Source organism: Sunxiuqinia rutila, from assembly GCF_050589705.1.
GTDB classification, from domain to species: domain Bacteria; phylum Bacteroidota; class Bacteroidia; order Bacteroidales; family Prolixibacteraceae; genus Sunxiuqinia; species Sunxiuqinia rutila.
Genome location: NZ_JBNGOT010000003.1, coordinates 122,010 through 147,776, shown reverse-complemented (window position 1 = coordinate 147,776; position 25,767 = coordinate 122,010). Strand labels below are relative to the sequence as shown.

The window sequence follows — 25,767 nt, the reverse complement described above, 5'->3', positions numbered from 1 at the left end:
AAAGTTTTCAAGAACTGTTTACTTCACAATCTCAAGCAGCTCTACTTCGAAAATAAGGGTTGCATTTGGACCAATGTCAGCACCGGCACCACGAGGGCCATAAGCCAAGTTGCCCGGAATATAAACTTTCCATTTTGATCCGACAGGCATTAGCTGTAAGGCTTCTGTCCATCCCGGAATAACTTGTCCAACTCCAAAAGTAGCAGGCTCACCGCGCTCTACTGAGCTGTCAAATACGGTTCCGTCAATCAGAGTTCCGGTATAGTGAACTTTTACTTGCTGCTCGGCTGTTGGTTTTGGCCCATTGCCTGCTTCAATAACTTCATACTGAAGACCACTTTCGGTTACAGTAATACCTTCTTTTTCTTTGTTGGCGGCTAAAAACTCAGCTCCTTCTTTTTCGTTAGCAACACCTTCTGCTTCAGCCATCTTTTGAAAATAAGACTGGATGAAGGTACGAGCTTCTTCAATGGTCATTTTAGTTTCTTCACCTTTCAGTTGCTTTTCAAAAGCAGTAACTAAAATTTCGGTGTTGAAGTCAGCAGAACCTGTTGATTCCAGCTGTTGTTTGTTTTGATCTCCAACTAAAACACCAATGGCATAACTAGCTGAATCTGCACTTGTGGCCAGGTTTTCGTTACGAGAACCTTGTGGTTGACATGCTGCCAGTACCACTACTGCAGCCAATAAAAAAAGAATTGATTTAAATCTCATGTTTGATTGTTGTAAATATAATTAGACGATTTCCAGTAATTCAACTTCGAAAATAAGGGTGCAGTTTGGGCCAATAGCACCACCAGCACCACGATCACCGTAAGCCAGTTCAGAAGGAACAAACAAGCGCCATTTTGATCCGGTTGTCATCATTTGAAGGGCTTCAACCCATCCTTGAATAACCCCGTTTACCGGGAATGTAGCAGGCTCGCCGCGCTGAACAGAACTATCGAAAACGGTTCCGTCAATCAACGTACCGTGGTAGTGACATTTTACCTGATCTGCAGGACCTGGTTTTTCGCCGTCGCCTTCTTCCAAAATAGTATACTGAAGTCCGCTGGCTGTTTCATGAACGCCTTCTTTTGCGCGGTTTTCAGCTAAAAACTGAAGCCCTTGCTCCAGGTTTTCCTTGCCTTGTCCATTTTGTTGTTTTTCCATGAACTCCTGCAAGATTTTATTGGCTTGATCGGGGCTTAACTTCGGTTCTTTTCCCGTGTAAATATCTTCGAGGGCCAGCATGAAATTGCCGGGTTCAATTGTTTTAACTCCAGATTGAATGAGATTGCTTGAAATGCTCAATCCCAATGCATAACTAAATTCTTCCAGTTCTCCTTTAAATTTGTGTTCTGACATAAAATTCTAAATTTTTTTAAGAGCTACGAATATAAGGGAATTTTTGTGATATCCCTGATCCAGATCAGGCTTTCTCGCCCATTAACATTTGTCGTTTTCCAGGAGGGCCCGGAAGCCGGTGCATGAGAAAACCATTTTGCTGCAACGTACGTCGAATAACTCCTTTGGCACAGTAGGTTGTCAGGATTGCTCCGGGCTGGCATTGGGCACTTATTTTACTGAAAATGGCATCGGTCCACAGCTCGGGTTGCTTGTCCGGGGCAAAGGCATCAAAATACACCAGGTCGAACAAAGGGAATTGTGCAAGATCAACCGAACAAAGGTCGGCTTGCAGTTTGGTCAGCTCAAAGCCTGGAGCAATTTGGACCGGTTTTCCCCATTCACTATGGTGTAAGTTCAAAAAAAGCGACTGGGTTTCTGTATCGTAATTTTGGGCATAGTTCAGCTGGCTGTATTCGGCTTCCGTCAGCGGATACTTTTCAAGTGAATAATAATGAATGGTTTTTTCCTGCCGATTCAACAAGCTTAGCAGGGCATTGAGTCCCGTGCCAAAACCAATTTCCAGAATGTTGATTTCGGTTTTGGTGCAGCGGTTTAGCCCGTTGGCGATAAACACATGCATGGATTCTTGTATGGCCCCGTGTATGGAGTGAAAATGTTCATCCATTTCAGGCAAGTAAAGGGTGTGCGATCCGTCCTCGGTCAGTTTTAGGAATCGTTTCATGGTATGCGTGTTTCAATTATACATTTATTGGAATCAATCAACTTCGGAATTGTTTGTGAAAAGAGTCCGTTCGGATGCTGTGATCGATTTGCTGCGCGCGAATTTCGGCATTTTCTTCTTGGCTTCCACATTTTTATGCTAATTTTGAAAGGCTTTTAACTGATTATTATGCTGATAAAATTATACGAAGAGAATCCGAATCAGCGCGAGATTGAGAAAGTGCTGGAAGTCTTGCGAAATGGAGGAATCATTATTTATCCCACCGATACGGTTTATGGGCTTGGTTGTGATATAACCAATGTAAAAGCGGTGGAGAAAATTGCGCACTACAAGAAAGTTCAAATCGAAAAGTCGAACATGTCTTTCATCTGTAGTGACTTGAGCCATTTGTCTGACTACGCCAAACCGATTTCGAATACAATTTTTAAGCTGCTGAAACGAAATTTGCCCGGTCCTTTTACCTTTATTCTGGAGGCTAATTCCAATGTTCCCAAGTACTTTAAAGGGAAAAAGAAGACGGTAGGAATTCGTGTTCCTGACAATAATATCATTCGGGAAATTGTGCACCAGTTGGGCAATCCGATTCTTTCGACTTCAGTTTACGATGAGGATGAAGTGATCGAATACACCACTGATCCGGAGTTGATACACGAAAAATTTGAAGACTTTGCTGACTTGGTTATTGATGGTGGTTATGGAGACAATGTTGCTTCAACCGTTATTGATTGCACCATGGATGTTCCAACCATTGTTCGTCAGGGTAAAGGCGTGGTGCAGGAATAGCAACGCGTCCTATTTTTTCCAGAAAGCTGGTGAGAAAAGTACCAAAACCGTAAATAGCTCCAAGCGTCCAAGCAACATCAGAAACGATAAAAACCATTTTCCGGCCGGGTGCACATGGTGGAAATTCTCCGCCGGCCCAACATTTCCAAGTCCTGGTCCAATATTTCCCAGCGAAGTGGCAACTGCTCCCATGGCTGATTGCAGATCCGGTTCAACCAAGGTGTAAAGAATGGTGCTGAGAAAGAAAATAATGAAGTAGAACATGAAAAAAGCCAGCACGTTGGTGATGATCTGATCGGAAACTGCGCGCCGGTTAAAGCGAACCGGGATAACCGCATTGGGATGCAGCAAGCGGCGAAGTTCGTAATAGCTGTTTTTCATGAGCAAAACAACCCGCATAATTTTGATCCCTCCGCCTGTTGATCCGGCACTTCCTCCGAAAAAGAAAAGCGCAAAGATAATAATGGTCAGGAATGGGGTCCAGGTCAGGTAATCAGCCGTGGCAAAGCCTGTTGTGGTTATGATGGATACCACCTGAAACAGAGCATCTCTAAACGCCAGTTCAAAATCCAGTTGGGTAGAAATGAGCAGTCCGCTAAAGATGATGGCCGTAAAGCCTACAATAAAAAGAATGTAATATTTAAATTCTTCGTTTTTATAAACTTTTTCAAACTTCCCATGAATGGCCAGATAGGAGAGGGTGAAATTGGTTCCGGCCAAGAACATGAAAAAGATGATAACATACTGAATAAATGGTGACGACCAATAGGCTACGGATGCTTGTTTGGTAGAATAACCACCGGTAGCCATTGTGGTGAATGAATGGTTAATGGCATCGAATAAGGTCATTCCGCCAGCCCATAAAAGCAAGGTTTCCAGAATGGTAAATCCCAGGTAAATAATCCATAAACTCTTGGCTGTTTGTCGAATTCGGGGGCTGATTTTGTCGGGCGTTGGTCCCGGAACTTCAGCAGCAAACAGCTGCATTCCTCCAATTCCGAAAATGGGTAAGATGGCTAAAGATAATACGATAATTCCCATTCCACCAAGCCATTGGGTCATGCTTCGCCAAAATAGGATTCCATTGGGAAGCGATTCAATGTCATTTAAAATGGATGATCCGGTAGTGGTAAAACCGGACATGGTTTCGAAAAAGGCATTGGTTAAGTCAGGGATTGAATGGCTAAACAGGTAAGGCAAACTGCCGAAAAAGGAAAAGACCACCCACACCAAACTAACGATCACGAATCCTTCGTGTTTCCCAATTTTCTTTTCGGCTTTCCGTGTTGACAGCAAAGCCAAAGAGCCTACTGCAATACTGATGAGTGCTGATTTTAATAAGGCAAATAGTCCGGCATCCTGGTAGATGGCAGAGATGCTCATTGCAATTAGCATAGAGACCCCTTCAACCACCAATAAAAAACCCAAAACACGAAAAACTATCTTGAAATTGAGCATAGCTTGGTCGAATTACTTGAAATATTTATCCAGTTTTTGAATGGCTGATGGTAAGGCGAAAACAACTACCTTATCGTTTTCCTGAATGTGCGTATCTCCTTTGGCTACGAAGCCTTTTACTCCTCTGATGTAGCCTCCGATGATGGCATCACTGGGGAATTCCAGATCTTTAATGGGGTGCTCGGTAATTCGGGAGCCTTCCTTGGCAATGAACTCAAAAACTTCGGCGTCGGAGGCTGTCAGACATTTAGCCTGTGCCACTTTAGCGCCTAGTGTATATTTGTAAATGTAACTGGCTGCAATTAATTTTTTATTGACCAGGCTACCAATGTCCATATTCTCAGCAATGCCCATAAAGTCAATGTTTTCTACTTCGGCAACCGTTCTTTTTACGCCAAGGCTTTTGGCCAGGTGGCACGATAGAATGTTGGTTTCCGAGTTGCCTGTAACAGCAATGAAGGCATCCATTCGCTCAATCCGCTCTTCTTTCAATAATTCCAGGTTTCGGCCATCACCTTGAATAACCAGGATGTTTTCAAAACGGTCGGCTACTTGCTGACTCCGGATTTTGTCACTCTCAATTACTTTTATGTTGTAGCTGTCGCCCAGGCGTTCAACCGTTTTTTGAGCGATTCGGCTACCCCCCAGGATCATGACGTTGCGAACAGCAAAAATCTCTTTCCCGGCCAATTCAAAAACCCGGTTTTGGTTGGCACGTGTAGTAATGAAAAAGACAATGTCGCCGTTGTGAATACAGTCTTTCCCGTTAGGAATAATCGTTTCACTTTCACGGTTGATGGCCACTGCCCGAATATCAGAGTTGATAGATGTTAACTCCTCAAGTGACTTATTTAGAATGGGGGCATTTTCGCGGATTTTAATTCCCATCAGGGTGAGTTTTCCCTGCGAAAATTCAATCATTTGGCGGGTTCCCACCTGTTTGATTGAAGAGGCAATTTCTTTGGCGGCCAAACTTTCCGGATAAATAAGCTCATCAACCCCCAGTGTCCGTAGCTTTTCCTTGTACTTTTCGGTCAGGTATTCTCCTTGATTGATTCGGGCGATGGTGCGCTGAACGCCCATATCCTTGGCTTGAACACAGGCGAAAATGTTACGCTCTTCATAAGGCGTTACCGCAATAAACAGGTCAGCTTTAGCCAGTCCTGTTTCTTTTAAATCACGAAACGAATTGGCGTAGCCTGTGACGGTCAGCAGATCAACTTGACTGGAAATGTGATAAAGTTTATTCGCATCTTCATCCATCAATACAATGTCATGGTTCTCCTTGCTCAGCATCTTGGCAAGGTGTGTTCCAACTTCGCCGGCACCTACAATAACAACCTTCATATCTCGTTACTCTTTATTCTAAAATTCAGCCCGGTAAAGAAAGGTATAAAAACAACAATTTCCATGTATTTGAACTTGTTTTTCGGCCCGATGAGCCTAACGTTAACATTATGTTATCGGTTGCTCGGTTTAAGGTCAGCCACTAAAGCTTGTTGGACCTTTAGGTTCGCCAGGTTCAAAGTCTCTTCTTTTACCAGTACTGAATCAATTTTTGTGTCCCAAATGGGGGATGTGTTGTTTGGTAGCATCCCTTGTTTTGTCCGTTGCTTAAACATCTTGTTCGATTGGTTAACATTACGTTTATGGTAGTGGAAAGTTTGATCTATGAAAACAATTAATGCCTCGTCAATAATTAAATCGTCGCTTTGGTATTGCTTGCAGGAGTCGAGGTGAATAAGGATGGGTGGCTTCAGATTCAGAGCATTGATTACGGGCTGAATATTCTGTTCGTTTGGCGTCTCATTGGAAGTTTGAATCAAGTAGTTTGTTCTTCCATTTATGAGGTGGATGTCATTATTGTCAGCATAGACAATAAACTTTTGCTGATTGAAGGTTTGTAGTTTTTGAAAGAAGCCAGCCAGAAAGAAACCGCCTAAAAGAATCACGGACGTGAAGAAAAAAGCTTTTCGCTTGAGTTTAATGAAAAAGAGAAGGCAACCTCCCATAGTAAGCAGGAGCAGCAGTTGTGGGCTGGACAAGCTGATATTTTCAATCAATGAAAAAGGGAGTTGCTCAATTTGACGAAGCAGAAACGTGGTGGCAAAAGTAATTGTAGAAACGAGGCTTGCGAGAATTTCGGCAAGATAGCTGATTGGCGAAAAAATAAAGAACAGAAAGGTTCCGTCTAAAATGAGATAAGCGGCCGGAATTACCAGAAAGTTGCTGAGCCAGAAATACACCGGAAACTGATTAAAGTAATAGATGGATAAAGCGAATGTCCCGAGTTGGGCAGCCAGCGAAACACAAAATAGCTGCCACAGTTTTTGGGTTAGCTTGTGGCGGGGCTTAGCCAACGACTCGAGGCGAGGAAAGAAAAATACAATGCTGGTAACTGCTGCATACGACAGTTGAAAGCCAACTTCAAACAATAAATTGGGGTTGAACAGTAGTAAAATAAAGGCAGATGCGGCAATGGAATTGTAAATGGCTGCCGGGCGTTGCAGGCTGCTTCCAATCAAAATAAAGCTGAACATGACGGTTGCCCGTTGTACCGATGGCGAAAAACCGGTAAGCAAGGCATAAAACCAAAGCAAGAGTCCGATGCCCAGCACATAGAACAGTCTTCCGAAGCGTGACCGTTTTAAAAAGCCCAGAAGGCTGGAGAGGAAAAGGTAAATCATGCCGACATGCAAGCCTGAAACTGCCAAAACGTGCATGGCTCCGGTAGATGCAAAGTAGGAGCGGGTTTCCGGAGACAACTCCTTGCGATACCCCAGGGTCAAGGCTGAAATAACTTGCAGCGACTCTTTGTTTTTGATGTAGCTCCTAAGTAAGTTAATCATGGTCGATCGTAAGTGTTCAGCCTGCAATAGCAGCGACTTGCTGTTGCCTTTTTGAATCCGGACATAATTTCTAGCTGAAATGTACGTACTGTAATATATCTGGCGGTTGGCCATAAACTTTTGATAGTCGAATCCGTAAGGAGTGCCCTGGTTTCGGATGGCTTGTAACCGGCATTTTGCAACCAGCTGGTCGCCGGGCTGGAGTTGATTCACCGAATCTGTTTTTTCGAAATAAGCCAAAATGGTTTCGTTGTGGTAGGCGGCTGAGTCGGCCCGGTGGATCTTTAGCTTTGCCTGGTAGGAGTTGGGTTTCTCTGTCGGGAATTCAAGAAGTGTTGCAAGGATGTGCTGGTGTTGGTCCAGAGCAGTAATTTTGGGAGGTGGAACTGTATAAGAGGAAAAGGTTACAAGGCTGATGGCCAGCAATGAAGAGAGGTAACGGTCGAAAGGGTAGGTTTTCGCTTTTAGCTTGAGCAGGCATAAAAAAGCGGAGATAAAAAGTAGTGCCCATAAACCCAGCTTGAAGGGTGGGAAATAGTTGCCAATCAGTAAGCCGATTAGCCAAAAACTCAAGATTCGGGTGAATGGGTTATTGGTGAAAAAAGTCACAGCCTTTTGTTTTCAGACTTTTACGGCAGGCTGTCCTTTTCGGTTTGTAAAATATGAATTTATTTCATGAAGGGTGCCAAAAGAAGGGGAAAACCCCCTCTTTCAGCCTATGAGCTTACTTCTTGCCCGGCAAAACAATGCGGTAAGAAGTCTTTACTTTTCCTTTTGAAATAGCTGTCAACTTTCCTTTCAACATGCGTTTTTTCAACGGAGAAAGGTAATCGATTAGTAAAATACCATCCAGGTGATCATATTCATGCTGAATGACACGAGCGGCGAAACCACCATATTCTTCGATGTGTTCTTCCAGGTTTTCATCCAGGTATTTGATTTTTACTCGTTCCGGACGACTAATATCTTCACGGATTTCGGGCAAACTCAGACAGCCTTCATTCATCACCCATTCGTCGCCGGTGCGTTCCAGAATTTCGGGATTGATAAAGGCTTTTTTGAAGCCTTCCAGTTCGGGTTCGTCTTCGTCAGCAGCTGAGCTGGCATCAACGACAAAGATGCGCAGCGATTTGCCAATTTGCGGAGCGGCCAGGCCAACGCCATCAGAGTGGTACATGGTTGCATACATATTGTCAACCAGCTCTTTTAATTCTTCAGAGTTGGTGTCAATTGGTTCGGCTACTTTACGTAAAAGTGGATCGCCGTATACGGTTACCGGATAAATCATGATCTGTATTTTTGTTGTTCCATATATGATTGAAGGATAATTGTTGCACTTACGGCATCAATCGTTCCTTTGTCTTGTCTGTCTTTCTTTTTCACCCCTGCATCAATCATGGTCTGAAAAGCCATTTTGGAGGTGAAACGTTCGTCAACTTGCTCAATGGGCATATCCGGATAAAGCTTCTGAAAACGCTTTAAAAACGGATTGATATACTGAACGGCTTCAGAGGGTTCATTGTTCATCTGAAGCGGATAGCCGATAATCACTTTTTCAACGTTTTCCTGCTGAAAATAATCTTTCAAGAAATCAAAAATCAGATGAGTCCGAACCGTAGTTAATTTTGTGGCAATAATTTGCAGCGGGTCAGTAACTGCAAGCCCAACCCGTTTTTTCCCATAATCAATTGCCAGAATTCTTCCCATTGGTGTCAAATTTTGTGCAAAATTAATATTCTCCGGGCAGAAAAAAAGTAGAAGCGTAAAAAACATCTAATTGAGAAGGGGCTGTACGCGGCTGTTTTCTAGTGTGATGTAGCTTTGGCACGCCCTTTGCTTCTTTTGGGCAACTGATTACCGGTAAATACAGGCACCAGCACATGATGTTAAACTTAAAATCTGGAAGCCATGAAAACACGAAATAAACAACTGATTGCTTTGATGATTACACTGGCAGCAGTGATGACAGGAGTTAATGCAGAGGCGCAACGCCGAGAAACAGGCAACGAAATAAATCGTACTTACAAGGAAGTTCGTCAGCAAAATAAGAACAAGCATTTTAAGGATAAACGGGCTTATAATAGTTATGCGAGAAAAAGCGAACTGAAGCATTCAAAACATGGCTACAAGCACCCCAACTGGAAAGCATCGCATAAAAAGGCCCATCACTCAAAGCACTGGGCTAAACAGAACAGGTACAGTAAAAAGTATGCTTACCATCATCCGGGCTATGGGCAGGTTTACCGCCGGTTTTATGCCGATCCCGTTCGGATTCATCACCATCAGCACGGTGATTATTATTTCTATGGAGGACATTACTACAGGCACCATCGTGGAGTAGGTTATGTGCGGGTTGAGATTCCGAGGCAGGTTGTTTTTGCACATTTGCCATTTCAATGTGAACAGGTACGGGTAGGCTCCTCTGTGTATTACCGCTCTGGCGATTTGTATTTTGAATCGTATAATCACGGATATCGCCTGGCGCCATCCATCAATATTCAACTTTCGGCTCATTTTTAAGCGCAATAAACTCAATCAATTTTGAAGCCATTCGTCTTTTGTGACGGATGGCTTTTTTGTCGCTTCGAATCAGGAATGATGAACAATGATCGCTCCGGCCTTTTGCATTTCCTGCCAGGCTTTTTCTTCATCGCCCGGCTGGGCATTTACCGCGGCAACAGCTTCTTTTACCACAAAGGTTTGGTAGCCTGCTTTCAAGGCATCGAAAACGGTATTTTTAACACAGTACTCCGTTGTTAGTCCACAAATATAGAGCTGGTCTACCTGCTTTTCATTGAGATAGTTGGTGAGTTTAAGGTTGGTGGCTTCAAAAGCGGAATAGCCGTCATCGCTGTTGCGGGTGCCTTTTAAAAGTACCGTTTCAATTTTATGGTGATGAAGCTCTTCTGGGAAGGCTGCTCCATCGGAATTGGCCAGGCAATGAACCGGCCATTTTTGAAAGTGAATGGAGTCTTGCGGATGCCAGTCTTTGGAAGCAATTACCAAATCAAACTGATTAAGGAGTGCGTTGACCACAGGGATGATGGCTCGCCCTTTGGCAGCGGGAAGGGCTCCTCCGGGTAAGAAATCATTTTGCAAATCAACAATCAAAAGTGCTTTCATAGTCGTTAAGGTGTTTATGAATTGAATGAATCCTTTTTCAAATATTGTTTGGCCATCTCGTTGCGGGCATCCTGTAACTTCTGACTGATTCCGACCTTATAAACATGCGGGTTTAAGAAGCGTTTGTGCTCTTCAGGGAGTTGCAGAAGACGTGACTTGGTATAGGCCGCATTTTCTGCTGGTGTTTGTAGTTGAAGGGTGATTGTTCCCTGGTTCATCACCTGCTGGATTAACTCTTCGCTTTGGCAGCCCGAAATGTCTTTGTGTTTGCCTGCCTCGGTGGGATGATAAATCTGATCGTATGCTTGTTCATGGGCAAGGGAAATTCCATCGGCGCAGAAAAGATTATCCTGATCAATGAACCGGTGAATGGTTTTCACACCGGGAAGTGTCATTTTAGCCAGGTTTTCAGATACTTTGATGGAAGGTTTTTCGTCGTAGAATGCAAGTTTGTAAACGCCATCCAGTGCCGCATCCGATTTTCCGGTAGCCAGCGAAGTTCCTACTCCAAAAACATCAATGGGCGCCCCTTGTGCCAGTAAACTTTGAATGATATTTTCATCCAATTGGTTTGAAGCAACAATTTTAACCATGTGCAGGCCGGCTTCATCCAGCATTTGGCGTGCTTTTTTGCTGAGGTAGGTCAGATCGCCGCTGTCAAGCCGTATGCCGGCTAGCTGGTGTCCTTGTGCGCTGAGTTCACGTGCGATGGTAATCGCATTGGGAATGCCGCTTTTTAAGGTGTTGTAGGTGTCAACCAACAAGACGCATTCTTCCGGAAAAAAACGTGCATAAGTGCGGAAGGCTTCCAGTTCATCATCAAAACTTTGAATCCAGGAATGCGCCATGGTTCCGCTGCTGTCGATTTTGAAATGATAAGCGCTGTAAACGTTGGATGTTTTATCAAACCCACCGCTGATGGCTGCTTTGCTGGCATGGATTCCTCCCAGGCCCTGTGCGCGTCGTAAGCCAAATTCCAACAGCACACGGTCGCCGGCAGCCAGGCGCATGCGGCAGGCTTTGGTCGCAATCAGCGATTCGAAATTCAAAATATTTAAAAGTAAAGTTTCAACCAGCTGGGTTTCAATGATGGTTCCTTCCACCCGCAAAACGGGTTCATTGGGGAAAATTAATTCACCCTCTTTGACGGAATAGATGTTTCCCTGAAAGGAAAACTGACTGAGGTAGTCAATAAAGCTTTCGTCAAACCCAAGGCTCTTTAAATAAGTCAATTCCGTTGATGAAAAGCGAAATTTTTGGATCATTTCCAAGACTGACGATAAGCCGGAGAAAACAACGAAACTTCCTCCAAAAGGTGCTTTTCTGAAAAAATAGTCGAAACTGGCTTGTTTTTCATGGCGTTGGCTTAAAAAGTAGCCTTGTGCCATGGTCAGTTCGTAATGGTCGGTATAAAGTCCGGTGGTTGATGGAAACGAAAGCATAAGTAACAATTTTTAGTTCACGAATCAATTCTGCAAAGACCTTGCAAAATACGCATAAAATCAGCGATAAACCAGATGGGGCCCATGATGTGTGGGAACCGAACTCTGGGTAGGGAAGACATACAGCCTTGGAGTGTGGATTTTTTACCTCAAAAGGTGGAGCTTTCCATACATGGTCTGAAGTAATTTTTGAAGGAGCTGATTAGTGGCTGGATTTGATTTATTGTGTTGTTGGTTAGTGTTTTAGATGGGTTTTGTTTGGTTTTGAGTTTTCGAGTTAAGCGATTCGGCACCAGCTTTGATGTAGAGTGGACTAGCAATTTCAAGTCACTTTAAAAATATAAAACTATGAAGATTAATAAAGCACATGCCTATTGGCAAGGGAATTTGAAAGAAGGAAACGGACGTATGCAATTTGAAAATAGTGATACGGAATTTCCATTTAGTTTTAAATCCAGGTTTGAGGATGGCGTCGGTGCCAATCCTGAAATGCTGATTGGTTCAGCTCATGCCGGTTGTTTCTCCATGGCCTTTTCAAATATTCTGGCAGGAGAAGGCTACAAGCCTGTGGAGGTGAAAACTGTTGCCAGTATAAAACTGGATATGGTAGACGGTGGTTTTAAAATTACGGAAAGCCACCTGGATGTAGTGGCTGAAGTGGAAGGTATTGCTGAAGATACTTTTCAGGAATTGGCAACCAAGGCCAAGGAAAACTGTCCGGTTTCGCAGGCGCTTGCGGCTATCAAAATTACGATGAATGCCCAATTGAAGAAATAGAAACTTAATGCAGGACAGGAACCGGAATGACTTTTCGCTTCCTTGTTTTCATAACAGATCGATTGAAAAAGCCGCTTCAGCATGGCTGAAACGGCTTTTGTTATAAAATCAGTTTATGAATTAGTTGCGGTGCTTAATGTTGGCTAAAGCGGCTGCAACACGTGCGATAGGCACCCGGTAGGGTGAGCAGCTGACATAGTCAAGATTAACGCTGTCGCAGAATTCTACAGAACTTGGTTCTCCTCCATGCTCACCGCAGATACCAACTTTTAAGTGAGGTTTGGCTGAGCGTCCTTTGTCAACACCCATTTGTACCAACTGTCCAACACCATTCCGGTCAAGTACCTGGAAGGGGTCTTGCTTTAAGATACCATTTTCAAGGTAAACGGGCAGGAATTTTCCGGCATCATCACGGGAGTAGCCCAGTGTCATCTGGGTCAGGTCATTGGTTCCGAAAGAGAAGAAGTCAGCCTCGGCCGCAATATGGTCAGCGGTTAAGGCCGCACGCGGAATTTCAATCATTGTACCCACGAGGTAGTCAATCCGATCACCTTTTTCTTCAAAGACCTCTTCGGCTGTTGAGCGAATGATATCTGCCTGGTTTTTCAATTCGGCAACGGTTCCAACCAGAGGTACCATAATTTCGGGGCGGGCATCTACACCTTTGGCTTTTAGGTTTAGGGCAGCCTCAATAATGGCACGGGCCTGCATGGCTGTAATCTCAGGATAGGTGATTCCCAGGCGGCAACCACGGTGTCCCAGCATGGGGTTAAATTCTTCCAGATCTGAAATTTTGGACTTAACAGCTTCAATAGAGATACCCATTTCTTTGGCCAGCTCTTTTTGAGTAGCTTGCTGGTGAGGAACAAACTCGTGTAATGGCGGATCCAACAGGCGTACCGTAACACCATAGCCTTCCATGGCTTCAAAAATTCCTTCGAAATCTTCCCGTTGGTAGGGCAGAAGTTTGGCCAGTGCTTTTTCACGTCCTTCTTTTGTCGACGACAGAATCATTTCGCGCATGGCTTTGATTCGAGCGCCTTCAAAGAACATGTGCTCGGTCCGGCAAAGGCCAATTCCCTGAGCTCCGAAATTGCGGGCTACCTGGGCATCGTGCGGGGTGTCGGCATTGGTGCGAACAGTCATCCGGGCAAATTTATCCGAAAGATCCATCACCTTACCAAAATCGCCACCAAGGTCAGGGTTCATGGTTTTTACTTTTCCTTCATAAACCTGACCTGTTGTTCCGTTCAGTGAAATCCAGTCACCTTCCTTGAACTCTTGTCCATTAATGTTCATTATCCGGGACTTGTAGTTGATTTTAACAGCTCCGGCTCCGGAAACACAGCATTTCCCCATACCACGGGCCACTACAGCTGCGTGCGAGGTCATGCCTCCGCGGGCGGTTAAAATACCACGGGCAATATTCATTCCTTCCAAATCTTCGGGCGATGTTTCAATCCGCACAAGAATGGAGTTTTCGTATTGCGAAGCTTCATCGGCAAAGAAAACGATCTGGCCGGTTGCTGCTCCGGGGGAAGCCGGAAGTCCTTTGGCCAGCACTTGGGCACTTTGAAGCGCTGTGGTGTCAAATACCGGGTGAAGCAACTCATCCAGTTTGTTCGGTTCAATGCGTAGCAGGGCTGTTTTTTCATCAATCATGCCTTGTTCCAGCATGTCAACCGCAATTTTTACCATGGCCGCTCCGGTACGTTTTCCGTTTCGGGTTTGCAGCAACCAGAGTTTACCATCCTGAATCGTGAATTCAAGATCCTGCATGTCTTTATAATGGTCTTCAAGTTTTTCCTGAATGTCCATCAGTTCTTTGTACAGGGCAGGCATGGTTTCTTCAAGCGATGGAAACTCTTTTTGGCGCACTTCTTCGCTTACTTCAGCCAATTCGGCCCAGCGCTTACTGCCTTCAAGGGTAATTTGCTGAGGTGTACGTGTTCCGGCAACCACATCTTCGCCTTGTGCGTTGATCAGGTATTCACCATTGAAAATGTCTTCGCCGGTAGCGGCATCGCGCGTAAAGGCCACGCCGGTAGCTGATGTTTCTCCCATGTTTCCATAAACCATGGCCTGAACGTTTACCGCAGTTCCCCATTCAGCAGGGATGTTATTCAGTTTCCGGTAGTAAATGGCACGTTCGTTCATCCAGCTGTCAAATACCGCAGAAACTGCTCCCCAGAGTTGTTCCCATGGATCATCCGGAAAACTTTTGCCGGTAACTTTCAGCACCGCTTCCTTAAAACGGATGACCAGTAATTTAAGGTCGGCTGTGGTAAAGTCGGTATCCAGTTCAATGCCTTTTTCTTCTTTCAGGTCTTCCATGATGGCCTCGAACGGATCGATGTCTTCCTTGCTTTCCGGTTTCATGCCTAAAACAACATCGCCGTACATTTGAACAAAGCGACGGTAAGAGTCCCAGGCAAAGCGCTCATTTCCTGATTTTTGAGCAATCCCTTGCACGGCCAGGTCATTTAGTCCGAGGTTCAATACAGTGTCCATCATGCCGGGCATGGAAACCCGGGCTCCGGAGCGAACCGAAACGAGACAGGGATTGTCTTTGTCTCCGAATTTGGTGTGGGTAAGTTCTTCAATAAGAGCGACAGCCTCTTCAACTTCTTTTTTAATCGTTGAAACTGCTGCATCGTGGCCCTGCTGCGTATAAATGGTACAAACTTCCGTTGTAATTGTAAAGCCAGGAGGAACAGGCACTCCAATAAGATTCATCTCTGCCAGGTTTGCTCCTTTTCCTCCAAGGAGGTTCTTCATGCCGGCTTTACCTTCGGCTTTACCGTTTCCAAACGTATAAACATACTTTGTCATAAAACGTTTTTTGTGGGTTAGTTAAAATAATATCTATTCAATTAGTGTTTATTCTTTTTGCTCACCATACAAAAATGGGGAATACTATTCTTATTTTTCAATCAGAAAGCGTGTTCTACAGCCTTTTTTAGCACTTTGTACCGTATTTTTACTTCAATTAGCTTAGGTGGTTATAAATATATGAAAAACAGAATAAATGTCACTTCCTTTCTATTCTAAAATTAGGGTAGAAGCTGAAACATAACTCTTAACATTTATTAACGTTGGTTGAAGGTTCTTAACTATAAATCAGCCTACATTTGTATTGTTAGTTTTAATAAAGAGACAAGTAATTTTTTTCATAGAGATAGGTTTGGTTAAGTTAGAAAAAGGATGGTCCCAGCCATCCTTTTTTTTATGCTTATCTGTCAAAAATGCTTGTAGATAGCATCCCACCAGTAATTTTTTCCTGTAAAATCATTTCGTTAAGACAAAATGTCTCATTCGACTGGATTTCTTAATTTTGGTTAGCTTCTTGCTTGTAGTCTAGCAGTTAAGAAAAAAGGAGGAACCTATGAATTTTAATAATTTTACGATCAAATCGCAGGAAGCCTTGCAGCATGCGTTTGAGGTTGCTCAGGCAAATCATCAACAAGCCATTGAAAACGGCCATGTGATGAAAGGATTGTTGCATGCAGCAGAAAATGTGACTGGATTTTTACTGAAAAAACTAGGGGTAAATACCGGTATTTTTCAGCAAGCACTTAATAAAATAATTGAATCGTACCCCAAAGTAAGTGGCGGCGAGCAATACTTGTCGGCCAATACGAATAAGGCGCTTCAGAAATCAATTGATATTTCGCGGAAAATGGGCGATGAGTTTGTCTCTGTTGAGCATATCCTGATGGCTTTGCTGGAGACGGGCGATACTGTTTCATCGCTGATGAAGGATAGTGGCGTTGGACGGAAGGAGCTGAATGCCGCCGTTGCCGAACTTCGCAAAGGAGCCAAGGTTGAGAGTCAGACTGCTGAAGATCAGTTTAACTCATTGAATCGCTTTGCGGTCAACTTGAATGAGAAAGCGCGCAGTGGCAAGCTGGATCCGGTTATTGGACGGGATGATGAAATCCGGCGGATTTTGCAGATTTTGTCGCGGAGAACCAAAAATAATCCCGTACTGATTGGGGAGCCCGGTACCGGGAAAACGGCTATTGCTGAAGGGCTGGCCCATCGAATTGTACGGGGGGATGTTCCGGAGAACCTGAAATCGAAACAATTGTTTTCCCTTGATATGGGTGCTTTGATTGCCGGAGCTAAGTACAAAGGCGAGTTTGAAGAGCGCTTGAAAGCCGTGGTGAATGAAGTTGTGAAGTCGGATGGGGAAATCATTTTGTTTATTGATGAGATTCACACCCTGGTGGGTGCAGGAAAAAGCGATGGCGCCATGGATGCCGCAAACATCTTGAAACCGGCATTGGCCAGGGGCGAACTGCGTGCCATTGGTGCAACAACTTTAAACGAGTATCAAAAATACTTTGAAAAAGATAAAGCCTTGGAACGCCGCTTTCAGATTGTGATGGTGAATGAGCCGGACACGCTGAGTGCCATTTCTATTCTTCGAGGCTTGAAGGAGCGTTATGAGGGACATCATAAGGTGCGCATCAAAGACAATGCGATTATTGCGGCTGTTGAATTGTCTCAACGCTATATATCAGATCGCTTTTTGCCTGACAAGGCCATTGACCTGATGGATGAAGCCGCGGCGAAGCTGCGTTTGGAAATGGACTCGGTGCCGGAAGAACTGGATGAAATTGAACGTCGGATTAAGCAACTCGAAATTGAACGTGAGGCGATAAAGCGTGAAAAAGACGAAGGCAAACTGGCTTTGCTGAATGAAGAAATTGCCAATTTGAAAGAAGAGCAATCGCGCTATCGGGCTCAGTGGGAAATGGAGAAATCATTGATCGACCAGATTCAGCAGAATAAAACCAATATTGAGAATTTCAAGTTCGAAGCAGAGCAGGCTGAGCGTTCAGGTGATTATGGCAAGGTAGCCGAAATTCGGTATGGAAAGATTAAAGAGGCCGAAGAAGCCATTGTGCATTTGCAGGAAGAATTGCAGAAAATTCAGGGCGATTCGCTGATTAAAGAGGAAGTGGATGCGGAAGATATTGCCGATGTGGTGGCCCGCTGGACCGGGATTCCGGTTGCTAAAATGTTGCAAAGCGAACGCGAAAAGCTCTTGCACCTGGAAGAAGAATTGCACAAACGCGTGGTAGGTCAGCAGGAAGCCATTCATGCGGTGGCCGATGCGGTGCGCCGCAGTCGCGCGGGCTTGCAGGACGAAAAACGTCCGATTGGCTCGTTTATTTTCCTGGGAACTACCGGTGTGGGAAAAACCGAGTTGGCCAAAGCACTGGCAGAATACCTGTTTGACAATGAGAATATGATTACCCGGATTGATATGTCCGAGTACCAGGAGAAATTCTCGGTTACACGGCTTATTGGTTCGCCTCCGGGCTATGTTGGGTATGATGAGGGTGGTCAGTTGAGTGAAGCTGTGCGCCGGAAGCCTTATTCCGTAGTGCTGTTTGACGAAATTGAGAAGGCCCATCCCGACGTGTTTAACGTCTTGCTGCAAGTGCTTGACGACGGGCGTTTGACCGACAACAAGGGACGGACAGTGAACTTTAAGAATACCATCATCATCATGACGTCAAATTTGGGGTCGCAGATTATTCAGGAAGGTTTTGAGCGGATGAATGAGGAAAACAAGGGCGAGATTTACGAGCAGACCCGCGAAGCCATCTTTAACTTGCTTCGGAAAACCATTCGTCCTGAATTTCTGAACCGGATTGATGAAACAATCATGTTCACGCCTTTGTCACGCGAAGATGTCAAAGAGATTGTGAAAATTCAATTCGACCGGATTGTGAAACGCTTGAGTAACCAGGATTTGAAAATTGAAATTTCAGATGAGGCTGTTTCCTGGTTGGCGACCATCGGTTATGATCCGCAATACGGAGCTCGCCCGGTGAACCGCTTACTGCAGAAGTATGTGCTGAATGAGCTGTCGAAACGAATTTTGGCAGGCGATGTTCGGGTTGACCAGACCATCCGGATTGTGATGGAAGAAGATGAGTTGAAGTTCAAAGGCATGTAAAAAAAACGAAGAGGCATTTTTCTGTAAAATGCCTCTTTTTTATGCTAGTTGATCCATCACTTCCTGAAGTTCCAGTTCGGCTTGGCCAATAACCAGATCAAACTCACTGATGTAGTCGGGATACGATTCAATATCTTCCAGTTTCTGGGTTTTTAGTTGCAGCTCTTTCAGCTTCCATCCCAAATCTTCCATGCCAAAGGTCATAACGGATGATTTGGCTTTGTGTGCCAACTCGCCAAGCTCTTTATATCTTTTATGGCTTAGATGTTCGTGTAGGCCAATCTTAAATTCAGGAAGTTGATCAAAAAACAAGGTGATAAATTCTTTCAAAATATCATCCTGACCTCCTGTAATCTCTTTTAGATAGTCTAAATTGGTGTATCTTTTTTCAGGCATAGCTCTGTACATCAGTTAAAACATGCAATTATAGGTAAATTTTGGCTATTATGCCAGAGGTTAAACGGGTAGTTCTGTTTTAGTTGCTGTTTCCTGCTTATTGAGCGTTTGTTTGTAAGGTAGTGTTTGGTCAAAATGTTGAGGGAAGCTGTGTTTTGCTGATCAAATCAGAAAGGAAAAAGGCTGGGGGAGTGGTCTTGTTTTCAGAATGAGTGGAGCAATGGTTGGGTGGTTTTTGGGACAAATAGTTCTTAACGGTTTTACGGAGTAAAATCAACAGTGAAACATCATTAATGGCATATCAATGACGTTTGGTCGTCAGATGTTACGTTCAGGCTTGTGCTGGTCAGGCAGGAATCAAATTGCTGAACGTGTCTAGGAAAACTTACGCAGGGCCTCTCTTAACTCCAGGTCTGCCGCTTGTGTTACAGACTCAAACTCTTCAACATACTTGGGGTATGAATCGAGCCCAATTTGTTTGTAGGTCTTCGCATGAAGAATTCGTAGGTTGTGAGACAAGTCAAACATGCCAAAGGTCAGCACCGATGAGTTGGCCATTCGCGCCAAATTTCCCAGCTCTTTCCATTGTTTGTTGTCGAGGTAGCGTCTAAAATCTCTCCGAAATTTGGGAATTTGCTCGAAATACAACTGGATGAATTCTTTCATAATTTTAGCCTCTCCTCCTGTGGCTTTCTCCAGATACCTTAAGTTGGTCAATCGTTTGGTTTTCATAGTTATTCTTTATTGGTGGAACTAGAAAGATACAACATCTGACAGTAATTTCATATAATAGTTGCTATACAGCAGTATTTTTCTGATATTCCTCATGAAAAAGCGGTGGCATAAGCTCTATTTTTACCAATTCAAACTAAGAAATCAATGAAAAAAACAGCTTTAAATCAACTCCATAAGCAAGCAGGAGGTAAGATGGTTGAATTTGCAGGCTATGAAATGCCGGTGGAATTCAGCGGAATTAAAGATGAACATTTAACAGTCAGAAACGGTGTTGGCGTTTTTGATGTTTCTCATATGGGGGAGTTTTGGGTAAAAGGGCCTAAAGCTGCCGCCTTGGTACAGAAATTAACCACAAATGATATCTCCAAGCTTCGGATGGGGCAGGCCCAGTACACTTGTTTTCCCAATGGAAAAGGGGGCATTGTGGATGATTTACTGGTTTATTATTACGAGCCGGAGAAGTATCTGCTGGTCGTCAACGCTTCCAATATTGAAAAAGACTGGGATTGGGTGGTTAGTCAAAACCAAGAGGGAGCCGAACTGGAAAATGCTTCAGACCGAATCAGCCTGCTGGCCATTCAAGGTCCCAAAGCCATGGAAGTACTGCAAAAGCTGACCCGGGTTAAGCTTAGTGATATTCCATTCTACACTTTTGTAACCGATGAATTTGCAGGGATTGAAGATGTAATCATTTCAGCAACCGGTTATACAGGTTCTGGAGGTTTTGAGCTGTATTTTGACAATGCACATGCCGAGGCCATTTACAAGGCTATTTTTGAAGCCGGAGAAGAGTTTGGCATTAAACCGATTGGCTTGGGTGCCCGCGATACGTTGCGTTTGGAAATGGGATTCTGCCTGTATGGCAACGATATTGACGACACCACTTCGCCAATCGAAGCTGGTCTGGGATGGATTACCAAGTTCAACGAAGACAATGACTTTATTGATAAGGAATTGCTGTCGGTTCAAAAAACGGAAGGCGTTGAACGCAAGTTAAGAGGCTTTGAAATGATTGATCGTGGCATTCCGCGCCATGGCTACGAACTGACTGACCAGAACGGCGTGGTTATCGGACAAGTTACTTCCGGTACCCAGTCGCCCATGCTAAATAAAGGCATTGGAATGGGCTACGTTGCCAAGGAATATTCTGCTTTCGGTACAGAAATTTATGTGAAAGTACGGACGAAATTATTAAAAGCAAAGGTAGTTAAAGTACCTTTTGTAAGTCTTCAATAAGGGGATTGACTTACTTGTTACTAATCTTTAAACCCACTACACCAGTGGGTTTTTTTGTGTCCTGAAGCCAACGTGCCCTGCAGGAATAAAACCTATGAAGAAGTATAAAAACTTGATGCAGAATGCTGTTCTGGTCATGCAGAATTTAAAAATGGAGTTGCAGAATTGTGATATGGGCTTGCAGAAGGCGTATTTGCTTTTGCAGAACCATTCTGCAAAAGCAAATACGCCTTCTGCATAGCAATTTATGCTACAGGAATAGTGGGAAAGGGTAGTATGGCTTTAAGATTGAAACCAGGAAGGGGTAAAATTTAACAAATAGACAATTTGCCGGAATTGTTGAGCTTAATTCTGATTTATTTTGAATAGAGCTTTATCTTTGCTCTCCGAACCCTTATTGGACACGATGAATACGAAAAAACGCTCGCTGGAAGTTTGTTTGACTCCGGCTATTTACGATAAACATGCCAAAGACGAAAACATCGTGGTGGTGATTGATGTGCTGCGTGCCACTTCATCGATCTGCACGGCGTTTGCCAATGGTGTTAAATGTTTGATACCAGTTGCCACGGTTGAAGAAGCCCGCCAAAAGAAAGAGGAGGGCTACATTGTGGCTTCCGAGCGCGATGGCTACGTGCTGGACTTTGCTGATTTTGGCAACTCACCATTCAATTTCACCCCCGAAAAAGTGAAAGGCAAAGAAATTGTGTACTCCACTACAAATGGCACCCGCTGCATCCACATGGCCAGTCATTCGCGCGAAGTGGTGATTGGTTCATTTTTGAACTTGTCGGCATTGGCTGATTATTTGATTCAACAGGATGCACCGGTTCTTATTTTTTGCGCATCGTGGAAAGACCGCTTTAGCCTGGAAGATACCGTTTGTGCCGGCGCTTTAGCCGAGCTGTTGCTGGCATCCGATAAGTACGAAACCATTTGTGATGCAGTAACTGCATCGATGGATTTATGGTCGGTAGCAAAAAACAACTTGGATGCTTACAGCCAGAAAGCTGCGCAGAAGGGACGTCTGGCCTCCAAAGGACTGGATGATTGCATCGGTTTTTGCCATCAGTTGGATTTTACCAGCCTGATCCCATATTACACCGATAGCATGCTGCTCGCCAAAAGCCCGGGCATTAATGGCAAGTCGCAAGCTGCTGAATGATATCAGCAGGGAAGTCAGTGTCTTAAATAATAATGTTTTATAACCTGTATTTGAAGCAGGTGGACTGATTTTTCTCAGATATCCGGCAGACAATTTTCCGTTAATTTGATAGGAATACGTAATTTTAAAAACAAAATATAATTTAAACCCTTTTAAAATAGACCCAATATGAAGAAGCATAATTTTTCAGCCGGACCTTCAATTTTACCACAATTTACTATTGAGAAGACAGCTGAAGCCATTAAAGACTTTGCAGGAACCAATCTTTCTGTGATGGAAGTATCGCATCGTGGGAAAGAGTTCATTGCCGTAATGGATGAAGCGCAGGCTTTGTTTCGTGAACTGTTGAATATTCCTGAAGACTATTCGGTCTTGTTTCTTGGTGGTGGTGCTTCAATGCAGTTTTGCATGGTGCCTTACAACCTGATGAAAAGCAAGGCGGCTTACCTGAATACAGGAGCCTGGTCGGCTAAAGCCATCAAAGAAGCAAAATTCTTTGGAGAGGTGGTTGAAGTAGCTTCTTCAAAAGATACGGTTTACAACTACATTCCGAAAGATTTTGAAATTCCGGCGGATGCTGATTACTTCCACTTCACATCAAACAACACCATTTACGGAACGCAAATTCGCAAGGATTTTGATTTGGATATTCCGGTTATCTGCGACATGTCGTCCGATATTTTCTCTCGTCAGATTGACGTTTCAAAATATGGAATCATTTACGGTGGTGCCCAGAAAAACCTGGCTCCGGCAGGGGTGGCTTTCGTTATTGTTAAAAATGAATTGCTTGGAAAAGTAGACCGCCCAATTCCAACCATGTTGAACTATCAAACACATATTGATGGGGGCTCCATGTTTAACACGCCTCCGGTAGTACCAATTTACGCAGCCTTGCAAACCCTGAAGTGGTTGAAAGACAATGGCGGCATTGCAGCTATGGAAAAAATTAACGAAGAAAAGGCTGCCCTTCTTTATGATGAAATTGACCGCAATCCTTTATTTAAAGGAACGGTATTGAATAAAGAAGACCGTTCATTAATGAATGTTTGCTTCATCATGAATGATGGCTACGAAGCGTTGGAAAAAGAATTCTTCGACTTTGCCACCGCACAAGGAATGTCTGGAATTAAAGGACACCGCTCAGTTGGTGGTTTCCGGGCTTCAATCTACAATGCCATGCCTAAAGAAAGCATTCAGGCCTTGATTGACGCCATGCAGGCCTTCGAGAAAAAGCATGTAAAATAGTTCTTTTAAAATAGGAAGGTGAACGGTCGTTTGCCTTCCACTTTTTCAAAGTCATTTAAAGCATGAGGTACGGCTAAAGCAATCAAGGGATTGCTTCGATTTGGCTTGCAATGACATTTTATTTTAACCCTAAACATGGAATAAAATGACGAAAGTATTAATTGCAACCGAAAAACCGTTTGCCCCGGCTGCGGTTGCGCAGATCAGTGAAGTCTGTCAACAGGCAGGTTACCAGGTTCAGTTGTTGGAAAAGTATACCGACAAACAAGCCCTGCTGGACGCAGTTAGTGATGCGCAAGCGTTGATTGTTCGAAGTGATAAAGTAGACCAGCAAGTGCTGGATGCGGCTTCGGAGTTGAAAATTGTAGTGCGTGCCGGTGCTGGCTACGACAATGTAGACACGGCTTATGCCAAAGAAAAAGGCATTTGTGTGATGAATACGCCCGGACAAAACTCCAATGCCGTGGCCGAATTGGCTATTGGACTGGCCATTTACGGAATCCGTAACTTTTTTGATGGAACTTCTGGCGGCGAACTTCGCGGTCGCACACTTGGTTTGCATGGCTATGGCTATGTGGCACGCAATGTGCATCGCATTGCCCGCGGACTGGGAATGAATGTCAAAGTATTTACGCGCTACAGCAAAGCTCAGGCTTCGTCTGAAGGGCTGGAAGTAACAAGTTCTCTGGAAGAACTGTATGCTGCCTCTGACATTGTATCCATCCATGTACCAGCCCGCGGAGAGCATCTGAAATCAGTGAGTAAAGAGGTGTTGCAACACCTGAAGGAAAATGCACTGATCATTAACACTGCCCGGAAAGAGGTGGTTAATGAAGACGATCTTTGCGCATTTATGGCGAGCCGGAAAGATGCGAAGTACCTTTCGGACATTACACCCGACTGTGCCGACAAGTTTAAAACTGAGTTTGAAGGACGGTATTTCTTTAGTCCTAAAAAGATTGGAGCGCAAACGGCTGAAGCCAACCTGAATGCCGGAGTAGCTGCTGCCGAACAAATTGTGGCTTACCTGGAAAATGGAGATAACACCTTCCAGGTGAACAAAAACTAAACGAAGACCAAAAGAGCCAGGCTTATCAGTTTTGCTGCAACAAGACTATAGTCTGGCTTAGCAATAACTTAAAGTCGCTTAATTTTTGAGATTGAGCGATGTGTAAGTGGAATATCCATTGTAAATTCGCTGACAATTGATGTTCTACGATATTAATTTGAAAATTTTTAAAGATGGCTATAATAAAACCTTTTAGAGGCCTTCGCCCGCCTCGTGAGATTGTTCAGGATTTGGCATGCTTGCCTTACGATGTGATGAATTCAGAAGAAGCTGCACGGATGGCTGAGGGGAAGGAAAACTCCTTGTTGCACATTACGCGTGCTGAAATTGATTGTCCGGCCGGAACAGACATCCACTCTGAGGAGGTCTACAACAAATCGGTTGAAAATTTCGAGAAATTTCAGCAAAATGGCTGGCTTCAGCAGGACGAAAATGACAAGTATTACATCTACGCACAAACCATGAATGGACGTACCCAGTACGGAATTGTGGGTGCAGCAGCCTGTGATGATTACCACAACGGCATCATCAAAAAACATGAGCTTACACGTCCGGATAAAGAAGAGGATCGAATGATTCTGACCCGGTACCTGAATGCCAATATTGAGCCGGTTTTCTTTTCGTATAAGGCCGTTCCTGAGATTGACGCGATTGTGGAGTCGATTGTTCAGAACAAAGAGGCCGATTACTCTTTTGTGGCTGAAGATGGATTTGGACACCAGTTTTGGGTTGTAAACGAAAGCGGCGTTAACCAGCAAATTGAAGAGTTGTTTGCTACACAGGTTCCTGCCACTTATGTGGCTGACGGGCACCACCGTACGGCTGCAGCAGCTCGCATTGGTCTGGAGAAAAAAGCGCAAAACCCTTCCCATACCGGCGAGGAGTCATACAATTATTTTATGGCTGTTCATTTTCCGGATAATCAATTGCAGATTATTGATTACAACCGGGTAGTGAAAGACCTGAATGGCTTAAGCGAAGAGCAATTGCTGGAACAATTGAGCACAGGTTTTGAGGTTGAAAAAATGGGCACTGAAATTTACAGACCTTCGGCCTTGCATGAAATGAGTATGTATCTGAATGAAAACTGGTACAAGTTGACGGCTAAAAGCGGAACGTATGATGATTCAGACCCGATTGGGGTGTTGGATGTAACCATTTTGTCGAACCAGGTGCTGGAGCCTATCCTGGATATTAAGGATTTGAGAACCTCCAACCGAATTGATTTTGTTGGTGGAATTCGTGGACTGGGTGAACTCAAAAAACGAGTTGACAGTGGCGAAATGACAGTGGCTTTTGCCTTATATCCTGTATCCATGCAACAGTTGATTGCTATTGCAGACAGTGGTAATATTATGCCGCCCAAAACAACCTGGTTTGAACCTAAATTGCGTTCCGGACTGGTTATTCATAAATTGGATTGAGCATTGGTTTAAAACGATAG

General features: G+C 44.1%; 23 protein-coding genes. 10 read left to right on the top strand and 13 right to left on the bottom strand.

The features are described from left to right. Positions 1-18 precede the first annotated feature (18 nt). The 3 genes from bamJ (ACRD6K_RS04295) to mnmC2 form a co-directional block, all read right to left on the bottom strand. Entirely contained in the window at positions 19-714 is a 696-nt protein-coding gene (gene bamJ / locus ACRD6K_RS04295; protein WP_430972212.1) for a BamJ family beta-barrel-assembly machinery protein, read from the bottom strand. A gap of 21 nt (positions 715-735) precedes the next feature. Next, positions 736-1,347, bottom strand: a complete 612-nt coding sequence (gene bamJ / locus ACRD6K_RS04290; RefSeq protein WP_299577919.1) for a BamJ family beta-barrel-assembly machinery protein — start codon at positions 1,345-1,347, stop codon at positions 736-738. Positions 1,348-1,411: 64 nt separating this feature from the next. Next, entirely contained in the window at positions 1,412-2,071 is a 660-nt protein-coding gene (mnmC2, locus tag ACRD6K_RS04285) for a tRNA (5-methylaminomethyl-2-thiouridine)(34)-methyltransferase MnmC2 (protein ID WP_430972211.1), read from the bottom strand. A gap of 168 nt (positions 2,072-2,239) precedes the next feature. Between mnmC2 and ACRD6K_RS04280 the strand changes: the two genes are divergently transcribed. Further along, the gene (locus ACRD6K_RS04280) at positions 2,240-2,854 is read left to right on the top strand and encodes an L-threonylcarbamoyladenylate synthase (protein ID WP_430972210.1); all 615 of its coding nucleotides are present in this window, start codon (positions 2,240-2,242) and stop codon (positions 2,852-2,854) included. A gap of 9 nt (positions 2,855-2,863) precedes the next feature. On the opposite strand, the gene ACRD6K_RS04275 is transcribed toward ACRD6K_RS04280, so the two are convergent. From ACRD6K_RS04275 to ruvX, 5 genes are all read right to left on the bottom strand, one after another. Then, positions 2,864-4,249, bottom strand: a complete 1,386-nt coding sequence (locus ACRD6K_RS04275; RefSeq protein ID WP_299577922.1) for a TrkH family potassium uptake protein — start codon at positions 4,247-4,249, stop codon at positions 2,864-2,866. Positions 4,250-4,324: 75 nt separating this feature from the next. Beyond that, the gene (gene trkA, locus ACRD6K_RS04270) at positions 4,325-5,659 is read right to left on the bottom strand and encodes a Trk system potassium transporter TrkA (protein ID WP_430972209.1); all 1,335 of its coding nucleotides are present in this window, start codon (positions 5,657-5,659) and stop codon (positions 4,325-4,327) included. A 113-nt stretch (positions 5,660-5,772) separates the two neighbouring features. Further along, complete coding sequence (locus ACRD6K_RS04265) at positions 5,773-7,770, bottom strand: ComEC/Rec2 family competence protein (protein ID WP_430972208.1); 1,998 nt, start codon at positions 7,768-7,770, stop codon at positions 5,773-5,775. A gap of 115 nt (positions 7,771-7,885) precedes the next feature. Continuing rightward, positions 7,886-8,449, bottom strand: coding sequence for a peptide deformylase (gene def / locus ACRD6K_RS04260; RefSeq protein ID WP_299577925.1), 564 nt, complete (start codon positions 8,447-8,449; stop codon positions 7,886-7,888). Further along, on the bottom strand, positions 8,446-8,868 hold the full coding sequence (gene ruvX / locus ACRD6K_RS04255) for a Holliday junction resolvase RuvX (protein ID WP_299577926.1): 423 nt from the start codon (positions 8,866-8,868) through the stop codon (positions 8,446-8,448). Before ruvX ends, def begins: the two co-directional genes overlap by 4 nt. A 201-nt stretch (positions 8,869-9,069) precedes the next feature. On the opposite strand from ruvX, the gene ACRD6K_RS04250 reads away from it, so the two are divergent. Then, on the top strand, positions 9,070-9,681 hold the full coding sequence (locus tag ACRD6K_RS04250) for a hypothetical protein (RefSeq protein WP_430972207.1): 612 nt from the start codon (positions 9,070-9,072) through the stop codon (positions 9,679-9,681). A gap of 69 nt (positions 9,682-9,750) precedes the next feature. On the opposite strand, the gene ACRD6K_RS04245 is transcribed toward ACRD6K_RS04250, so the two are convergent. Further along, a complete protein-coding gene (locus tag ACRD6K_RS04245; protein ID WP_430972206.1) occupies positions 9,751-10,284 on the bottom strand; it encodes an isochorismatase family protein in 534 nt (177 codons plus the stop codon). Between the two features lie 14 nt (positions 10,285-10,298). Further along, the gene (locus ACRD6K_RS04240) at positions 10,299-11,726 is read right to left on the bottom strand and encodes a nicotinate phosphoribosyltransferase (protein ID WP_430972205.1); all 1,428 of its coding nucleotides are present in this window, start codon (positions 11,724-11,726) and stop codon (positions 10,299-10,301) included. Positions 11,727-12,074: 348 nt separating this feature from the next. Between ACRD6K_RS04240 and ACRD6K_RS04235 the strand changes: the two genes are divergently transcribed. Continuing rightward, on the top strand, positions 12,075-12,503 hold the full coding sequence (locus tag ACRD6K_RS04235; RefSeq protein WP_299577930.1) for an OsmC family protein: 429 nt from the start codon (positions 12,075-12,077) through the stop codon (positions 12,501-12,503). 120 nt (positions 12,504-12,623) lie between these two features. On the opposite strand, the gene ppdK is transcribed toward ACRD6K_RS04235, so the two are convergent. Next, positions 12,624-15,335 (bottom strand): pyruvate, phosphate dikinase, encoded by a 2,712-nt coding sequence (gene ppdK, locus ACRD6K_RS04230; protein WP_430972204.1) that lies wholly within the window; start codon positions 15,333-15,335, stop codon positions 12,624-12,626. Positions 15,336-15,888: 553 nt separating this feature from the next. On the opposite strand from ppdK, the gene clpB reads away from it, so the two are divergent. Continuing rightward, positions 15,889-18,477: an ATP-dependent chaperone ClpB gene (clpB, locus tag ACRD6K_RS04225; RefSeq protein ID WP_299577932.1), complete on the top strand. Its 2,589-nt coding sequence runs from the start codon at positions 15,889-15,891 to the stop codon at positions 18,475-18,477. Positions 18,478-18,516: 39 nt separating this feature from the next. Here clpB and ACRD6K_RS04220 read toward each other — a convergent pair whose 3' ends face one another. Beyond that, positions 18,517-18,873 (bottom strand): hypothetical protein, encoded by a 357-nt coding sequence (locus ACRD6K_RS04220; protein WP_299577933.1) that lies wholly within the window; start codon positions 18,871-18,873, stop codon positions 18,517-18,519. A 375-nt stretch (positions 18,874-19,248) separates the two neighbouring features. After that, positions 19,249-19,605, bottom strand: a complete 357-nt coding sequence (locus ACRD6K_RS04215; RefSeq protein ID WP_299577934.1) for a hypothetical protein — start codon at positions 19,603-19,605, stop codon at positions 19,249-19,251. A gap of 147 nt (positions 19,606-19,752) precedes the next feature. On the opposite strand from ACRD6K_RS04215, the gene gcvT reads away from it, so the two are divergent. The 6 genes from gcvT to ACRD6K_RS04185 all read left to right on the top strand — a co-directional run bounded on the left by gcvT (position 19,753) and on the right by ACRD6K_RS04185 (position 25,747). Further along, positions 19,753-20,844 carry a glycine cleavage system aminomethyltransferase GcvT gene (gene gcvT / locus ACRD6K_RS04210; RefSeq protein WP_430972203.1) on the top strand — a complete coding sequence of 364 codons (1,092 nt, stop codon included), beginning with the start codon at positions 19,753-19,755 and terminating at the stop codon, positions 20,842-20,844. A gap of 94 nt (positions 20,845-20,938) precedes the next feature. Continuing rightward, positions 20,939-21,085 carry a hypothetical protein gene (locus ACRD6K_RS04205; RefSeq protein WP_299577936.1) on the top strand — a complete coding sequence of 49 codons (147 nt, stop codon included), beginning with the start codon at positions 20,939-20,941 and terminating at the stop codon, positions 21,083-21,085. A 165-nt stretch (positions 21,086-21,250) separates the two neighbouring features. Continuing rightward, positions 21,251-22,009: a 2-phosphosulfolactate phosphatase gene (locus ACRD6K_RS04200; RefSeq protein ID WP_299577937.1), complete on the top strand. Its 759-nt coding sequence runs from the start codon at positions 21,251-21,253 to the stop codon at positions 22,007-22,009. A 168-nt stretch (positions 22,010-22,177) separates the two neighbouring features. Next, entirely contained in the window at positions 22,178-23,254 is a 1,077-nt protein-coding gene (gene serC, locus ACRD6K_RS04195) for a 3-phosphoserine/phosphohydroxythreonine transaminase (protein WP_299577938.1), read from the top strand. 145 nt (positions 23,255-23,399) lie between these two features. Next, entirely contained in the window at positions 23,400-24,323 is a 924-nt protein-coding gene (locus ACRD6K_RS04190) for an NAD(P)-dependent oxidoreductase (RefSeq protein WP_430972202.1), read from the top strand. Between the two features lie 173 nt (positions 24,324-24,496). After that, positions 24,497-25,747, top strand: a complete 1,251-nt coding sequence (locus tag ACRD6K_RS04185; protein ID WP_430972201.1) for a DUF1015 domain-containing protein — start codon at positions 24,497-24,499, stop codon at positions 25,745-25,747. The last annotated feature ends 20 nt before the right edge of the window (positions 25,748-25,767 follow it).

Excerpts from the sequence above, each read along its gene's own strand:
- bamJ (WP_430972212.1), bottom strand. The coding sequence starts at position 714 with ATGAGATTTAAATCAATTCTTTTTTTATTGGCTGCAGTAGTGGTACTG.
- bamJ (WP_299577919.1), bottom strand. The coding sequence starts at position 1,347 with ATGTCAGAACACAAATTTAAAGGAGAACTGGAAGAATTTAGTTATGCA.
- mnmC2 (WP_430972211.1), bottom strand. The coding sequence starts at position 2,071 with ATGAAACGATTCCTAAAACTGACCGAGGACGGATCGCACACCCTTTAC.
- ACRD6K_RS04280 (WP_430972210.1), top strand. The coding sequence starts at position 2,240 with ATGCTGATAAAATTATACGAAGAGAATCCGAATCAGCGCGAGATTGAG.
- ACRD6K_RS04275 (WP_299577922.1), bottom strand. The coding sequence starts at position 4,249 with ATGCTAATTGCAATGAGCATCTCTGCCATCTACCAGGATGCCGGACTA.
- trkA (WP_430972209.1), bottom strand. The coding sequence starts at position 5,659 with ATGAAGGTTGTTATTGTAGGTGCCGGCGAAGTTGGAACACACCTTGCC.
- def (WP_299577925.1), bottom strand. The coding sequence starts at position 8,449 with ATGATTTATCCGGTAACCGTATACGGCGATCCACTTTTACGTAAAGTA.
- ruvX (WP_299577926.1), bottom strand. The coding sequence starts at position 8,868 with ATGGGAAGAATTCTGGCAATTGATTATGGGAAAAAACGGGTTGGGCTT.
- ACRD6K_RS04250 (WP_430972207.1), top strand. The coding sequence starts at position 9,070 with ATGAAAACACGAAATAAACAACTGATTGCTTTGATGATTACACTGGCA.
- ACRD6K_RS04245 (WP_430972206.1), bottom strand. The coding sequence starts at position 10,284 with ATGAAAGCACTTTTGATTGTTGATTTGCAAAATGATTTCTTACCCGGA.
- ACRD6K_RS04240 (WP_430972205.1), bottom strand. The coding sequence starts at position 11,726 with ATGCTTTCGTTTCCATCAACCACCGGACTTTATACCGACCATTACGAA.
- ACRD6K_RS04235 (WP_299577930.1), top strand. The coding sequence starts at position 12,075 with ATGAAGATTAATAAAGCACATGCCTATTGGCAAGGGAATTTGAAAGAA.
- ppdK (WP_430972204.1), bottom strand. The coding sequence starts at position 15,335 with ATGACAAAGTATGTTTATACGTTTGGAAACGGTAAAGCCGAAGGTAAA.
- clpB (WP_299577932.1), top strand. The coding sequence starts at position 15,889 with ATGAATTTTAATAATTTTACGATCAAATCGCAGGAAGCCTTGCAGCAT.
- ACRD6K_RS04220 (WP_299577933.1), bottom strand. The coding sequence starts at position 18,873 with ATGCCTGAAAAAAGATACACCAATTTAGACTATCTAAAAGAGATTACA.
- ACRD6K_RS04215 (WP_299577934.1), bottom strand. The coding sequence starts at position 19,605 with ATGAAAACCAAACGATTGACCAACTTAAGGTATCTGGAGAAAGCCACA.
- gcvT (WP_430972203.1), top strand. The coding sequence starts at position 19,753 with ATGAAAAAAACAGCTTTAAATCAACTCCATAAGCAAGCAGGAGGTAAG.
- ACRD6K_RS04205 (WP_299577936.1), top strand. The coding sequence starts at position 20,939 with ATGAAGAAGTATAAAAACTTGATGCAGAATGCTGTTCTGGTCATGCAG.
- ACRD6K_RS04200 (WP_299577937.1), top strand. The coding sequence starts at position 21,251 with ATGAATACGAAAAAACGCTCGCTGGAAGTTTGTTTGACTCCGGCTATT.
- serC (WP_299577938.1), top strand. The coding sequence starts at position 22,178 with ATGAAGAAGCATAATTTTTCAGCCGGACCTTCAATTTTACCACAATTT.
- ACRD6K_RS04190 (WP_430972202.1), top strand. The coding sequence starts at position 23,400 with ATGACGAAAGTATTAATTGCAACCGAAAAACCGTTTGCCCCGGCTGCG.
- ACRD6K_RS04185 (WP_430972201.1), top strand. The coding sequence starts at position 24,497 with ATGGCTATAATAAAACCTTTTAGAGGCCTTCGCCCGCCTCGTGAGATT.